This window comes from Polaromonas sp. (genome assembly GCF_016185115.1).
Lineage (GTDB): Bacteria > Pseudomonadota > Gammaproteobacteria > Burkholderiales > Burkholderiaceae_C > Polaromonas.
In genome coordinates, this window is record NZ_JACPOF010000029.1 from 217646 (window position 1) to 231414 (window position 13769).

The window sequence follows — 13769 nt, forward strand, 5'->3', positions numbered from 1 at the left end:
ATAAAAAATCAGTGCTTCATGCCGCCCATGCCGCCACCGCTCACGGCGGGTTTGCGGACCTGGACTTCAACTTCTTTGGCGGGCATGTTTTGCGCTTTCATGGCCTGGCCGCCGCCGCTTGATGCGCGGTCAGTTACGGGCGCCGTGCCGGTCCACTCGTAAGCCACGGTGCCTGCCGGGTGCTTGTACCAACCGGGGTCTTTGTAGTCGCCGGCTTTTTGGTCCTTGCGCACCTTGACCATGCTGAACATGCCGCCCATTTCGACGGAGCCGAATGGACCAGCGCCGGTCATCATCCGCTCCGTGTTCTCGGGCAATGGCATTTCCATTTCGCCCATATCGGCCATCCCTCGCTCACCCATGACCATGTAGTCCGGAATCAGTTTGGTGATGTCCTTGGCGATCTTGCGGTGGTCCACGCCGATCATGGTGGGTACGTCATGCCCCATGGCATTCATGGTGTGGTGGCTCTTGTGGCAATGGAATGCCCAGTCGCCTTCCTCGTCGGCGAGGAATTCGATCTGTCGCATTTGCCCGACTGCCACGTCGGTAGTCACCTCCGGCCAACGCGTGGATTTTGGCGTCGGTCCACCGTCCGTCCCCGTTACCAAGAACTCATGCCCATGCAAATGAATGGGATGGTTGGTCATGGTCAGGTTACCTATCCGGATGCGAACCTTGTCATTCTTGCGAACCACCAGAGGATCAATTCCCGGAAAGACCCGGCTGTTCCAGCTCCACAAGTTGAAGTCCAGCATGGTCATGATTTTGGGGGTGTACAGACCCGGGTCAATGTCATAGGCGTTGAGCAGAAACACAAAGTCGCGGTTGACTTCGTCGATCAGCGGATGCGCAGCCTTGGGATGAGTGATCCAGAAACCCATCATGCCCATGGCCATCTGTGTCATCTCATCAGCGTGCGGGTGGTACATGAAGGTCCCCGGACGCCGGGCAACAAACTCGTACACGAACGTCTTGCCTGCCGGGATGGCCGGCTGGTTCAAACCAGCCACCCCGTCCATGCCGTTAGGCAGGCGCTGGCCATGCCAATGCACACTGGTGTGCTCCGGCAGCTTGTTGGTCACAAAGATGCGGACACGATCACCTTCGACGACCTCAATGGTCGGGCCTGGAGATTGGCCGTTGTAACCCCACAGGTGTGCCTTAAATCCCGGTGACATCTCGCGCACCACGGGTTCCGCCACAAGGTGGAACTCCTTAACGCCAGCATTCATGCGCCACGGAAGAGTCCAGCCGTTGAGGGTGACAACCGGGTTGTAAGGGCGACCGGAATTCGGCACCAAGGGGGCCATGGTGTCCGGCTTTGTCTGGATCATGGGCTCTGGCAATGCTGCCATGGCCACTTTGCTGACCGCCGCTGCCGCCACCGCAGTGGTGATGGCGCCGGCACCGGTCAGGAAATTTCTTCTGTTGTTCATGAGTAATCCGTTGAATAGGTTGTGAGCAAGGTCACTGAGCGGATCCGCCGCCTGCCATGGGTGCCGACACCATCATGGAGATGGGTTTGCCCGTGACAGAGGCAGCCAGCGCGGCATCTGAAAGCCAGAACTGCTGATAGGAGTTGATAGCGGCTATGACGCTCGACACCTGGTCACGGCTATCTGCCAGTAGCTCAAACACGCTGATCAGCATGCCGTTGTAGCGAAGACCGTTTTCTTCTGCCATGGCGCGGCGCAGCGGAACAATTTCATCGCGGTAGTGCTTTGCCACGTCGTAGGCTGTCCGGTAGGCTGAATAACTTTCCCGAAGCTGCGATGAGGCACCCCGGACCGTACTTTCGTAACGGTTGGCAGCAGCCAGGGATTGCGCGGTCATACTGGCCCGCTGGACCGATCCCCAGTCGAAGACTGGCAACCTGATTCCCAGCTCAAAGCCTCTCTTGCCAGACTTGGTGCCGGCAGCGTTGTCAAACACCGTGTTGCGGCGAACGCCCAACTCCACATCGACCACGCTGGTCAGCAAGTTCAAACCTTGGGCTTTGCCAGCGGCATCCAGCTGGCTTCGGGCCAACAGGACGTCAAGCCTTTGATCAGCTGCGGTTGTTGAGACGGCATCGGCATCCCGAGGCTTCTGGGGCAAATCAGGAAGACGCTCGGGAAGCTGCAGTTGACCCGCCTGGGCATCGGTCAATCCCAGCAGCCTGACCAGTTCTTCGCGCGAAGACGTGTCTGTGTGTCTTGCGGCAGCCAACTGGGCAACACTATCGGCATAGAACACCTGCTGGCGCTGACGCTGGAGTTTGGTGAAGTTACCCACCTGCTGCATGCGCTGTGCGAGCTCCGCACTCGCCTGGGCGCTGGCATTGACCTGCTCTGCATACTGGAGGGTCTGCTTCGCAGCCACTGCGCGTACCCAGGCTTGACGTACCTGCGTGACGTGCTCGACCACACTCGCGCTGAGTTGATACTTTGCCTGCGTCACCAGGCTGCGGGAAATGCCCTGGCGGTAAGGCAGGGTCAGGAGGTCAATCAAGCCCACTGACAGCAGGCGGCCGATTTCCAGCTCGTCACGGTACCGAATTCGCTCGAAAGTAAAAATGGGATTGCTGATCCGGCCAACCTGCGTGGCCTGGGCAATGTCAGACCAGCTCTGGGCCAGCAGGCTCTGCACCGCCGGGCTGTTGCTCAAGGCAAGTTGGACGGCATCATCCATACCCAGCGGCTTGGCCAGCAGCTCGGTACTGAGCTTCTGGCGCGCCTGGGCCCGTTGGTCGGTGCGGCTAAGCTCAAGCTTGCCCTGGGTGAACGCACCTGTGGCGTCGTTGGTATCTTTGACAGCCTGGTCGATGTTGACGGAGGCACAACCAGCCAGCACCAGTACAGTGGCAAGCACCGCACCGGACTTGAAAGCGGGTTTTATTGAGCGAGCATTCATGGCTTGCCACCTTCAGCTTTCGGCTCAGGCATCTTGCTCATGTCGTGAGCGGGTGCCTTGTCATCGGCTTGCCTGGCCTCTTTGGCATAAACACGCCAGCCGCCGATGCGGCCGGTGGTGTCATTGACCTCTTTCCAGTTCAGCAGCTTGTCATCGGTGTAGGGCTTGTAACCCTCGAAGGCCGAACGGTAGGTCAGAGGCGAAGTAGGGGCCGCCCCTGAAGCGGGAGATGCCGCCGCAGGCGTTTGCGCAGCTGCTATCCCTGACAAAGAAAATATCGGAACCAGCCATACGGCGGGTAGGTTTTTGAACATGGAATCCTCGCGTTTTCATGGAACGGCGACAACAAAGTCATCCCGCAAGGGACGATCTGGTGTCGGACGATGAAAAGAGCGCCTGTCACTGCAGCCTGAAAGCTGCAGCGGCATGGCGCATCAGGCGCGAGGCGGTTTGTCGGGCAGGCGCGAGGGGACAGCGTAAATCAGGACGAATGGCTCGGCCAGATCAGCTTTGGGGGACAACTGTACTTCTACAGTCTGTGGGAAGTCGGCAATAGCGATGACGCTGCAGCATGCGGCGCATACACCGCATTTGTGCGTGGAATCGGGCAACTGCTTTTGCCCATCCGGTGACTGATTGGCAGCCTGGACGGTTTTATCGTGTTTACCATGCTCATGCTGCATGCCCATGGCATCGGCCATTTGATGGTGGCTGGAATTCAGGTCCATCTGGACGATCTTGGCGCCATGCGCCGATCCCATGCCGCAATAGAGCATGGATGCCGCAGCAAAGCCTTGCAGGGGCAAGGCCAGCATCATCAGGCAAAGCAACAGATGGCGAAAACGCGACATATAACCTTGATTCTATAGAAGTCTCTAGAATTTTTGAAGTCCGCGCAAAAAACCTGGTTACCTAAAGTAAGCAAGCGGACTGAAGAATTAGGCGAGGCGCCTGTTAACTTCCACTGAAATATGCACTAATTCCTCGTGAATCTGGAGCTGTTTTTTGAAGTAGTCGGGGGAGGCGTCTGCGGTAGTAACCAAGGACACGATGCAGGCATACATTCCTTTGCCCACGCGCCAGACATGCAAGTCGGAAATCGTCGCCGCAACAGGACTGGCGTCAATGACCTCCCGGATCTCCGCGACTACCGGTGCGTCCATCTCGGCGTCCAGCAGAACTCTTCCCGAATCCCGCAGCAGGCCAACTGCCCACACAGCCACAAGGCCAGCACCCACAATCCCCATTACAGGGTCGAGCCAACTTGCACCCCATACCTTGCCGCCAATCAGCGCAACAATGGCGAGCACGGAAGTGGCAGCATCGGCAATCACGTGAACATAAGCGGATCGCAGATTCAGATCATGATGGTGGCCATGCGAATGGTGTTCATGCCCATCCGGGGCGTGGTGACTTCCGTGGCTGTGGCCGTGACCATCTTTGAGCAGCCAGGCGCAAGCAAGATTGACCAGCAGGCCAACGATCGCTATCGCAATGGCCTGGTCATAGTGAATGGTACTGGGCGAAATCAGGCGCTCTACTGACTGATACAACATCAATCCTGCCACCATGATCAGCAAAAGAGCACTGGTGTAACCGGCTAACACTTCCATCTTCCAGGTACCAAAGGCAAACCGTGCGTCGGCGGCAAATCTTCTCGCCGCGCCGTATGCCAGCACGGACAGCCCAAGAGCCAGCGCATGCGAACTCATATGCCAGCCATCTGCCAGCAGAGCCATTGAATTGAAAACCCAGCCGCCAGCAATCTCGGCAACCATCATGATGGCGGTGATGATCACGACCCAGCGTGTATTTCTCTCGGCCAGGGGATTGCCTTCGTCGAAGACATGCGAGTGCTCCCAACTATCTGTTGATGGCGAGTTTTGCATGGGATATGTGTTTTTGGACATTACGTATACTGTACCCCAGTATATTGAAACATGAAACGCTAATGGCCCACACCCTCAAAAACAAGAAAAGTTTGTTGACCAGAATTCGCCGAATCAAAGGTCAGGCAACGGCTTTGGAAGGCGCTCTGGATAGCGAAGCCGGGTGCAGCGAAATCCTTCAGCAAATCGCAGCCATCCGGGGTGCTGTCAATGGACTGATGATGGAAGTTCTTGATGGCCATCTAAGGGAGCACCTGGGCACCGAGGCACTTTCAGCAGTACAGCGAGAAAAAGACATCGACCAGGTCGTATCCATTTTTCGCTCATACATGAAATAGCTCAGCAGCATGAACTGGATGGATCGCGCTGGTCACTTGGAGTCGTTGAGTTAAGCAGCGCCCACCGAGAAACTAATCCCGCTCAAGATCCCATACCAAGTGCGCATCGACCAGCAAGCCGTACCAGGCTTTGAGCGCAACCAGTTGAGCCTGCAAGGCACTATTGGCTGCGGCGCTTGCCTGCCTGCGCGCCAGCAGCAGTGACTGCAAGTCGCCCTCGCCCAAAGAGTACGCGCGCTGAGTCAGGTTGGCATTTTCCTGCATACCCTTCGCACCCTCGGCGGCAATCTGCATGCTTTCGTACGCGCCCCGGGCGGTCGCCAACTCGCCAGCAATCTCGGTGTCCAGTTGCCGGCGTTTGAGTTCCTGTGCATGGGCGGCCACTTCCTGCGCTGCAACCGCTTTGGCGCTACGCGCCGCGCGAAGACCACCCGGCAAGGGAATGCTGATGGTGATACCGGAAATTCTCTCGCGGCCGCCAACCTCGGAAGCCGTGTAAACGCCTAGGGTCGGGTCTGGGATGCGGCTGGCCCTTTCACGCTCAGCCTGCGCCTCGGCTTTGGCTACTTGAGCCGCAACAATCTTCAGTTCCTCACTTTCTGACAGGATGCGTTGGCGCCAGAAGTCATCGTTTTGATCCAGCGCGAGGGGTAGCGGCAAGGGAACCCGATCTCTGACCAGCCCGGGAAATCGCGCGGACAGACGCGCCCACGCCGCAGAAGCCTGTGTTTTGGCATCGTTGGCCAGACGGCGTTGTTCGGCGAGTTCAGCCCGGGCAAGGTTGGTATCAAGTTTTGAGGCATCGCCGGCTCTGAGGCGTTTGTCAACAGCCGCAAGATTTTCCTGAACACCCGTAAGACTAGCCTGTGCCAGTACTTGAGCCTGTTCTGCTGCCAGCCAATCCAGCCACAATGTCATCAATCCGCGTGCTGCGTCATGCACCGATTCGCCATAGCGGGCGCGCGCCTCGCCCACCGTGGCTTCGCCGAGCCGCCGGTCCGCCGCGCCTTTTGCAGGCAAACGCACCCCGCGCTCGATACCGACGTTCCATTCACCGTAACGCCCCCCCGCAGCAACCGTTCTGCGCTGGGTCAATGCCTTGGCTGTCCACTCATAGGGTGACTGGTCCAAAATTCCTGCTTCCTGGCGCGCCACATCCAGCCCTGCGCGCGCAGCTGCCACGCCGGGATCCTGATCAAGCAATGGCCTGGCCAGTGCCGTGGCTAGAAGACCAGGCGCGGCGGTATTCTCAAGGGCGTGAACAGCTGGAGTAGCCATCATCAAACTGAAAATTAGAAAACGGACTTTCATTTGAATTCCCCTGAACCCAGCACCGGGGTTGTCCAAAAATGCAAACCATGGCCGGCGAAGTCTTCTTGAAGTCCATGGAGCAACGCTGAAATCCGGGAGTCGTCGGTCACCAACCGAATCTCAGTCGCTTTCGCATGTCCCAGCACCTGTTCGGACTGTGTCAATGTGTCTCCTGGCAAGCCGTGCAAAGCAGTCGGTGTGCTGGAAAGGAAGGCGATGCCGTCGGTCTGGAGCAGTGCATTTAGGACACGTTCTTCCAGCGCACGAGGACTTAACAGGGTAATCAGAATGTCAGACATGAGCGACCTTTGAAAACTTTGGACGTGGCAGACCAAAGCGCAGATAGAGGATGGGAAGGAGCAAAAGCGTCAAAGCCGTGGCCGTGATCAGACCGCCTATGACCACAATGGCAAGAGGCCGCTGAATTTCAGAACCGGGGCCGCTGGCAAAAAGCAACGGAATCAGGCCGAAAGCGGTGATGGAAGCCGTCATGAGCACGGGACGCAGTCTGCGGTGGGCTCCCTGCACTACCACGTCGGCCAAGGCCATCCCTGAAAGCTGAAGCTGGTTGAAGTAGCTCACCAGCACCACGCCGTTAAGTACGGTGATGCCCAGCAAGGCGATGAAACCAACGGAAGCCGGCACTGACAGGTATTCGCCCGTGACCCAGAGCGCGAAAATGCCGCCAACCAGCGCAAAGGGAATGATGCTCAGGATCAGCAAGGCTTGGCGGACCGACCGGAAGGTCGAAAAAAGCAAGGCGAAGATCAGTCCAAGGGCAATCGGCACCACGATGCCGAGGCGGGCTGCCGCACGCTGCTGGTTTTCAAACTGGCCGCCCCAACTGATTCGGTATCCCGTGTCCATCGGCATTTTCTGGGTCACCAGGGATCTAGCGTCCTCGACAAACCCGACAAGGTCGCGTCCCTCCACATTGGCGATCACGACGCTGTAGCGGCTACCCATCTCTCGGTCTATCTTGACCGGACCGCTTGCGCGTTCAAGCGTAGCCACGCTTGCGAGTGGCACGGTGTTGCCATCCTTCGTGGTGATGCGCATCGCCCCGAAGTCGGCGGGCGATACCCGCATGCTTTCGGCTCCGCGCAGCATGATGGGTGTACGGCGATTGCCCTCAATAACAGTTCCGGCGATGCGGCCCTCTATCTGCGTACGTAGTGCGTCCTGTACTTCTTCGACGCTCAAGCCCAGTCTGCCAGCCTGCAATCGGTCTACCGCCACTCTGAGGTACTGCACACCGTCGTTTTGCACGGTATAGACATCCTGATTGCCTCTAACGGTTTTCAACAGCGTCTCGACCTGGGCTGCGTAGGCATTGAGTTTGCCGAGGTCAGGGCCGAAAATCTTGACCGCGACATCGCCCCGCACGCCGATGATCATTTCCGACACTCGCATTTCGATGGGTTGGGTAAAGCTGTATTTGATGCCAGGCATCGGGTCCAGCACCTTGCGGACCTCGTTCATCAGCGCTTCCTTGCTTTTCATTCGCCACTCGCCCTGAGGCTTCAGAAGCAAATAGGTATCGGTCTGGTTCAGTCCCATCGGATCCAGGCCGATTTCATCGGAACCCGCACGCGCAACCACTCCCTGGACTTCAGGAATGGCTTGCATCAATGCCTTATGAATTTTGAGATCCAGCGCGGCGCTTTGCTCCAAGCTGATCGACGGCAGCTTTTCGATTCCGACGATGAGGTCATCCTCGTCCATGGTGGGCAGAAAGGTCTTGCCCACCTGGGTGTAAATCAGTCCGGCAAGCAGGAGCAAAACGCCAGCAGCAACAGCAACCACATGCTGCCGATTCAACGCCCAGGCCAGCGCCGGTTCGTACAGGGCCAGCAGCTTGCGCGGCAGCCAGGGTTCCCCATGTTTGACCTCCCGAAGCAGGTAGGAGGCCAGCACCGGTATGACAGTCAGTGAAAGCAGGAGCGACGACGCCAGTGCAAAAACAATGGTCAAGGCCACGGGCACAAAATACTTGCCTTCCAGATCCTGCAGGGTTAGCAGGGGAAGGAATACGGTAATGATGATCAGGATGCCGGCCGTGACCGGAACGGCCACTTCACGGACTGCGCGATAAATCACATTCAGCCTCGGCAGGCGTTGTCCTGCTGGATCACTGGCCAATCGCTGCACGATGTTTTCAACGACCACCACCGCAGCATCCACCAGCATGCCGATTGCAATGGCCAGGCCTCCCAGGCTCATCAAGTTGGCCGACAGACCGAAGGCCCGCATGAGGATAAATGTGCCCAGTGCTGCGAAAGGCAGCACGAGCGCGACAGTCAACGCCGCACGAACGTTGCCCAGAAACAGGCCGAGCAGCACGACGACCAGTATGGTGGCTTCTACCAGTGCATAGGAAACTGCGCTAACTGCCTTGGTGACAAGTGATGCGCGATCATAAAAAGTCTTGATTTCGACGCCCGGTGGAAGGGTGGGCTTGAGCTCATCAAGTTTTTTGCGCACACCCTCGACCACCTTTTGAGCGTTCGAGCCTGCCAGCCCGAGCACCAGCCCTTCAACTGCCTCGCCGCGCCCGCTCTGGGTCACGACGCCGTAGCGCGTGACGGTGCCTATGCGCACTTCAGCAAGATTGCCAACGCGCAAAGGTGAGCCGTCTTTGATGCTGACCACCACGGCGCGCAAGTCTTCCAGGCTTGTAATGCTGCCCTCGCTGCGAACGAGCAGGACCTCGTCGCCCTCGGCAAGCCGCCCCGCGCCATCATTGCGGTTGTTGGTCTCGATGGCCTGTTTGAGCTGAGTCATGGTGACCCCGCCACTGGCCATGGCCGCCAAGTTGGGAATGACTTCGTATGCCCGAACCTCGCCGCCAAGGGCATTGACGTCGGCTACGCCCGCCACGGTTCGCAACGCAGGCCGTATCACCCAGTCCAGGAGACTGCGCCTTTCGGCCAGCGACAGTCCATCTGCCTCAACCGTAAACATATACATCTCACCGAGCGGTGTCGTGATAGGGGCCATACCTCCAGAGATGCCCGCTGGCAGGTTCTCAGCCAGCCCAGCCAGGCGCTCGCTGACCTGCTGGCGCGCCCAGTAGATATCTGTGCCATCCTCAAAGTCCAGAGTGATGTCCACCAAACCGTACTTTGTCACGGAGCGCAGTATCCGGGTTTTGGGGATACCCAGCATCTCAACTTCGATGGGCACGGCGATGCGGCTTTCGACTTCCTCGGGCGTCATGCCCGGTGCCTTCATGATGATCTTGACCTGCGTGCTGGAGACATCCGGGAAGGCATCAATCGGCAACCCGCGGTAAGCGTATATCCCGGCGCCTGCCAATACGAGACTGGCCAGCAATATCAAGAGCCGCTGGGAGAGAGAAAATTGAACCAGTCGGGAGAGCATCACTTGCTCCCCTTGCTGTCTTTCGCATCCTTGGCTTCCCTAGCGTCGAGCCACGCGCCTTTCAAGGCGACGACCCCGCTGATGGCCACCTGTTCGCCAGCCTTGGCATCGGCCTGGACGCGCACGCGCTGGCCAGCGCTGGCAAGTACCTTGACGGGACGCGCTTCAAACCCCTCTGCGGTGCGCACGAAGATGTAAGCCTCGGCACCATCGCGGGCAAGTGCGGACAGGGGCAGATCCCAACCGGTCGCAGCGTTGCCCATTGAGGTTTCCACGGACACCAGCTCTCCAGGGCGCAGGCCTGAATTGCCATCTACCAGCGCGCGCACCGCGAGCATCTGACTACCGGTCGCAACGAGAGCGCTACTTCCAACAACGCTGGCGGCGATGTCCCGCCCTTTCACTTTTAATTTGGTCCCTGGTGGCCATGCGCTGGCTTCAGTTGCAGGTACCTGAACTTCGAGCCACAAGGTATCGGTTTGTGCCAGCCGCATCAAAGGTGAGGCGGAGTCCACCCTCTGGCCTGTACGCGCACTGATCTCGGTGACCACGCCGGCCTGTGCAGCGACCAAGACCAGACTATCCTGGGGGTTGCCGGATGCTGCGACCTTGTCGATCGCACCAGCGGACATGCCACCCAATCGGAGAGCAGATTTGGCTTGTCTGAGTGCCGCTTCGGCTTCCTGCAATCCAGCTTGCGCTTCTTGCACCCGCCGCTGCGAAATCAGCCCTTCGCTGAATAGCGACCGCTCCCGTTGCGCGGTCTGCGTGGCCAGGGTTGCTCGTGAATTGGCTTGCAGCAGTTGCAGTTGCATTTGCCCCAACTCCGCACTGGCAATCCGGATTAAGGGTGCCCCTGGGCGGACCGCCTGGTTGGGTTGCGCAAGCAACTGCACAACCAAACCCGCGACCGGCGAGCTGATCACCTGCTCCGCGCTGGGTGGCAAGACTGTCTGCGCAGGGTAGCTGACACGTACGGGCTCGCCCTGCGCGCGCAGCGCAAGCGTTTCGATGCCAAGGAGCTGCAGTTGACTGGCTGCGACGGTAAACCGGATCGGACCGTTTGCCGCATGGACGGCTTGTATCGGCGCCAAAGTGAGGACAAGAACGGCAGCGAGCGTGCAGGCCCGGGCGTGCGTGTGGAAAGGGGCAGGAATCAAGTTCATCGCTAACCTCAAGGGAGATGACCGAAAGTTCGGATGTGGTCAGGCCGTCAAACCGGCCGACAAATACAGATACGCTCCGCTACCCGAATGCGGAATGCGGAATGCGAAGAAGATGAGCGCAGCCACCGCGTTCGGTGGCTGGCTTCACGCGAAAGCTGAGCTTCGGGGCGGACGGAACGGTGACTCAGGCACCGCCAGGAGAAGGCGGCGGTTGCTGGACAGCGCTGTCAGGACGTCCGTTGCAAAGTCCCAGGAGAAGTTTGCCGCACTGGCGGTGACCAGATGGATAGTTCCTACGGCATGCAGCAGTTGATGTTCAAGTTCCTCTGAGGAATCCGATGCATCAGCATGCGTTAGATCATTCTGGTTTGCGGTAAAGACTTCAGGATGCGCATGATCAAAAGCCAAAGGCGGCGTGTTGCCATGGTGGTCAAGGTCGTGGGCGAATTCTTTCGGATGAAACCCGAAGCCGCCCGCGCTGGTCATCAAGAAGACCAGTGCCATGAACATCGCGATGAACCTTGGCGCGCGGTGCATCTAGAGATACTTGGAAATGTCTTTGAATTGTGCAATTGAGGCTTGCATGCCTGCTGCGCCATTCCCTGCGATGCCTTCCATGCAGTGATCAAGGTGGTCATGGATCACCAGCTTTTTAGCAGCGCTCACGGCTTTCTCCACAGCATGCAACTGCTGGGCGATATCAACGCAGCTCCGCTCGGCTTCGATCATGGCAATCACGTTTTGCAGATGTCCCGTGGCACGCTTCAGCCGTTTGATGACATCCGGATGAGCAGTGTGAACGTGTTTGGGCAGATGTTTGTGGCTCACAATCGTATCCTACCCCCCAGGATGGCCTACAGTCAACGAATACCCGCACAGGAATCACAGACATGCTCCAGATATTGGCGAATAGAACTTACCGGCACCTGTTTTTTGCACAGGTTATTGCCCTGATAGGGACCGGCCTGGCCACCGTTGCACTTGGCCTTCTTGCATTTGATCTCGCCGGTGCCAACGCAGGCGCGGTTCTCGGTACAGCCCTTGCCATCAAGATGCTTGCCTATATTGGCATCGCGCCCATCGCTTCGGCTTTCGCGGAACGTTTGCCGAGGCGCGCCGTGCTGGTATCGCTGGACATTGTTCGCGCGGGAGTAGCCCTGATGCTGCCGTTCGTCACCCAGATATGGCAGGTCTATGTCCTGATATTCGTTCTGCAATCCGCATCTGCGGCATTCACGCCGACATTTCAGGCAACGATTCCAGATGTGCTGCCGGACGAAGAGTCCTACACCAAAGCGCTGTCTATGTCGCGGCTGGCCTACGACCTGGAAAGCCTAGCCAGCCCTGCGTTAGCAGCCTTGCTGCTCACCGTGATCAGCTATCACAGCTTGTTCATGGGGACGGTGTTCGGTTTTATTGCTTCAGCTGCGTTCGTAGTGTCTGCGGTCTTGCCAAGCCCGAAAATGCCGCCAAAACGCAGCATCTATGAAAGGACGACTCGTGGCCTGCGCATTTACCTGGCCACGCCTCGCCTTCGAGGCTTGTTGGCGCTCAACCTTGCCATTGCTTCGGGTAGTGCGATGGTCATTGTCAATACGGTAGTACTGGTTCAATCCGGTTTCGGCATGACACAAACCGCAACAGCCGTAGCCCTGGCCTGCTTTGGGTCAGGCTCCATGCTGGTAGCCTTGCTGCTCCCCAAACTACTGGACCGCGTGCCCGAGCGACCCGCCATGCTGTGCGGTGCAGGCGTGATCGCGGTCGGGCTGCTAACTGGTTTCCTCCTGGCATCACGGTATGCGTGGCTGCTGCCTCTCTGGTTCGTTCTCGGTTTGGGATACTCGCTGGCCCAGACACCATCTGGACGTTTATTGAGAAGGTCTTCGAGCGAAGGAGATCGTCCGGCGCTTTTTGCCGCACAGTTCGCGCTGTCGCATGCCTGCTGGCTCATAACCTATCCCCTCGCAGGATGGCTGGGTGCCAAGTTTGGCCTGACAACCAGTTTCATCACGTTGGGAGTGGTTGCCAGCGTGGCAGTGATTTTGTCGGCTCGTTTGTGGCCAGCTGAAGACCCTGTTGAGCTGGCGCATGTCCATAAAGACCTTGATACAAAGCATCCTCACGTCGCCGGCAAAGTCCTCAGCGCATCAGGGGTCAAGCATACGCATGCGTTTGTGATTGACGATGAACATCGGCATTGGCCAAGCTGACTGCGTTTAAATGTAGATTTGTAACCCCGACTTAGCAGCGCTGCATTTTCAATACCTATTCCCTCATAAGATGCCCTCAGGAGTTAAGCAAAGGCCAATAAAACGCGTCGCCTTGCCTCCGATAGGCGACAAGACGTAACGCCGTAGTTCCCGTAAACTCAGCCCATGTCCCGAAATCGCCATAGCCGTCTGATTACAGTGCTTATCGCGCTGACCAGCCTGCTTTTCATGCAGCTGGCAATCGCCGGGTATGCCTGTCCGGGCACTGGCACAAAGGCCGCTGAGATCGCGGCCATGACAAAAACTGGCATGCCCTGCGCTGAGTCCATGGACATGAGCATGGACGATACGCAACCCAACCTTTGCCACGCCCATTGCCAAGCCGGGCAGCAATCCGCTGACAAATATCAGACGCCAATTCCCCCGGCCATAGACACATTGCCACCCGACCTGACTGTGCAGGTCATCCCCCATCTTTTTGCGCAGGCGCCGCTCCAGCCGCCTCACCTTCAACGAACGACGGCACCGCCGTTAGCCATCCGGAACTGCTGCTTCCGCCTCTGACCTTCAAATCAC

14 protein-coding genes are annotated in these 13769 nt (G+C 58.2%); 3 read left to right on the forward strand and 11 right to left on the reverse strand.

All coding sequences use genetic code 11. The annotated features are described in order from the left end of the window. Window positions 1-8: 8 nt before the first annotated feature. The 5 genes from HYX42_RS19860 to dmeF all read right to left on the reverse strand — a co-directional run bounded on the left by HYX42_RS19860 (window position 9) and on the right by dmeF (window position 4784). The gene (locus HYX42_RS19860) at window positions 9-1439 is read right to left on the reverse strand and encodes a copper oxidase (RefSeq protein ID WP_293406386.1); all 1431 of its coding nucleotides are present in this window, start codon (window positions 1437-1439) and stop codon (window positions 9-11) included. A gap of 31 nt (window positions 1440-1470) precedes the next feature. Further along, window positions 1471-2895 (reverse strand): TolC family protein, encoded by a 1425-nt coding sequence (locus HYX42_RS19865; protein ID WP_293406388.1) that lies wholly within the window; start codon window positions 2893-2895, stop codon window positions 1471-1473. After that, window positions 2892-3209: a hypothetical protein gene (locus HYX42_RS19870; protein WP_293406390.1), complete on the reverse strand. Its 318-nt coding sequence runs from the start codon at window positions 3207-3209 to the stop codon at window positions 2892-2894. Before HYX42_RS19870 ends, HYX42_RS19865 begins: the two co-directional genes overlap by 4 nt. Window positions 3210-3329: 120 nt before the next feature. Next, entirely contained in the window at window positions 3330-3746 is a 417-nt protein-coding gene (locus HYX42_RS19875; RefSeq protein ID WP_293406392.1) for a hypothetical protein, read from the reverse strand. Window positions 3747-3833: 87 nt separating this feature from the next. Continuing rightward, the gene (gene dmeF, locus HYX42_RS19880; protein WP_293406394.1) at window positions 3834-4784 is read right to left on the reverse strand and encodes a CDF family Co(II)/Ni(II) efflux transporter DmeF; all 951 of its coding nucleotides are present in this window, start codon (window positions 4782-4784) and stop codon (window positions 3834-3836) included. 62 nt (window positions 4785-4846) lie between these two features. Between dmeF and HYX42_RS19885 the strand changes: the two genes are divergently transcribed. After that, window positions 4847-5122 carry a metal/formaldehyde-sensitive transcriptional repressor gene (locus tag HYX42_RS19885; protein WP_293406396.1) on the forward strand — a complete coding sequence of 92 codons (276 nt, stop codon included), beginning with the start codon at window positions 4847-4849 and terminating at the stop codon, window positions 5120-5122. Window positions 5123-5194: 72 nt separating this feature from the next. Here the strand turns inward: HYX42_RS19885 and HYX42_RS19890 are convergent, their stop codons facing one another. The 6 genes from HYX42_RS19890 to HYX42_RS19915 form a co-directional block, all read right to left on the reverse strand. Then, window positions 5195-6469, reverse strand: a complete 1275-nt coding sequence (locus HYX42_RS19890; protein WP_293406398.1) for a TolC family protein — start codon at window positions 6467-6469, stop codon at window positions 5195-5197. Beyond that, window positions 6430-6732 carry a DUF3240 family protein gene (locus HYX42_RS19895; RefSeq protein ID WP_293406400.1) on the reverse strand — a complete coding sequence of 101 codons (303 nt, stop codon included), beginning with the start codon at window positions 6730-6732 and terminating at the stop codon, window positions 6430-6432. Before HYX42_RS19895 ends, HYX42_RS19890 begins: the two co-directional genes overlap by 40 nt. Further along, window positions 6725-9817 carry a CusA/CzcA family heavy metal efflux RND transporter gene (locus HYX42_RS19900; RefSeq protein WP_293406402.1) on the reverse strand — a complete coding sequence of 1031 codons (3093 nt, stop codon included), beginning with the start codon at window positions 9815-9817 and terminating at the stop codon, window positions 6725-6727. Before HYX42_RS19900 ends, HYX42_RS19895 begins: the two co-directional genes overlap by 8 nt. Continuing rightward, window positions 9817-10983 carry an efflux RND transporter periplasmic adaptor subunit gene (locus HYX42_RS19905; protein WP_293406403.1) on the reverse strand — a complete coding sequence of 389 codons (1167 nt, stop codon included), beginning with the start codon at window positions 10981-10983 and terminating at the stop codon, window positions 9817-9819. Before HYX42_RS19905 ends, HYX42_RS19900 begins: the two co-directional genes overlap by 1 nt. Window positions 10984-11127: 144 nt before the next feature. After that, a complete protein-coding gene (locus HYX42_RS19910) occupies window positions 11128-11493 on the reverse strand; it encodes a hypothetical protein (protein WP_293406405.1) in 366 nt (121 codons plus the stop codon). Between the two features lie 27 nt (window positions 11494-11520). Continuing rightward, window positions 11521-11814, reverse strand: coding sequence for a metal-sensing transcriptional repressor (locus HYX42_RS19915; RefSeq protein ID WP_366931170.1), 294 nt, complete (start codon window positions 11812-11814; stop codon window positions 11521-11523). Window positions 11815-11873: 59 nt separating this feature from the next. Here HYX42_RS19915 and HYX42_RS19920 point away from each other — a divergent pair, with 59 nt between their 5' ends. Further along, window positions 11874-13193, forward strand: a complete 1320-nt coding sequence (locus HYX42_RS19920) for an MFS transporter (protein WP_293406409.1) — start codon at window positions 11874-11876, stop codon at window positions 13191-13193. A 165-nt stretch (window positions 13194-13358) separates the two neighbouring features. Then, on the forward strand, window positions 13359-13757 hold the full coding sequence (locus tag HYX42_RS19925) for a hypothetical protein (RefSeq protein WP_293406411.1): 399 nt from the start codon (window positions 13359-13361) through the stop codon (window positions 13755-13757). Window positions 13758-13769 lie beyond the last annotated feature (12 nt).

What these genes read in the sequence shown, in the direction of transcription:
- HYX42_RS19860 (WP_293406386.1), bottom strand. Translation starts at nt 1,439, where the DNA reads ATGAACAACAGAAGAAATTTCCTGACCGGTGCCGGCGCCATCACCACT.
- HYX42_RS19865 (WP_293406388.1), bottom strand. Translation starts at nt 2,895, where the DNA reads ATGAATGCTCGCTCAATAAAACCCGCTTTCAAGTCCGGTGCGGTGCTT.
- HYX42_RS19870 (WP_293406390.1), bottom strand. Translation starts at nt 3,209, where the DNA reads ATGTTCAAAAACCTACCCGCCGTATGGCTGGTTCCGATATTTTCTTTG.
- HYX42_RS19875 (WP_293406392.1), bottom strand. Translation starts at nt 3,746, where the DNA reads ATGTCGCGTTTTCGCCATCTGTTGCTTTGCCTGATGATGCTGGCCTTG.
- dmeF (WP_293406394.1), bottom strand. Translation starts at nt 4,784, where the DNA reads ATGCAAAACTCGCCATCAACAGATAGTTGGGAGCACTCGCATGTCTTC.
- HYX42_RS19885 (WP_293406396.1), top strand. Translation starts at nt 4,847, where the DNA reads ATGGCCCACACCCTCAAAAACAAGAAAAGTTTGTTGACCAGAATTCGC.
- HYX42_RS19895 (WP_293406400.1), bottom strand. Translation starts at nt 6,732, where the DNA reads ATGTCTGACATTCTGATTACCCTGTTAAGTCCTCGTGCGCTGGAAGAA.
- HYX42_RS19900 (WP_293406402.1), bottom strand. Translation starts at nt 9,817, where the DNA reads ATGCTCTCCCGACTGGTTCAATTTTCTCTCTCCCAGCGGCTCTTGATA.
- HYX42_RS19905 (WP_293406403.1), bottom strand. Translation starts at nt 10,983, where the DNA reads ATGAACTTGATTCCTGCCCCTTTCCACACGCACGCCCGGGCCTGCACG.
- HYX42_RS19910 (WP_293406405.1), bottom strand. Translation starts at nt 11,493, where the DNA reads ATGTTCATGGCACTGGTCTTCTTGATGACCAGCGCGGGCGGCTTCGGG.
- HYX42_RS19920 (WP_293406409.1), top strand. Translation starts at nt 11,874, where the DNA reads ATGCTCCAGATATTGGCGAATAGAACTTACCGGCACCTGTTTTTTGCA.
- HYX42_RS19925 (WP_293406411.1), top strand. Translation starts at nt 13,359, where the DNA reads ATGTCCCGAAATCGCCATAGCCGTCTGATTACAGTGCTTATCGCGCTG.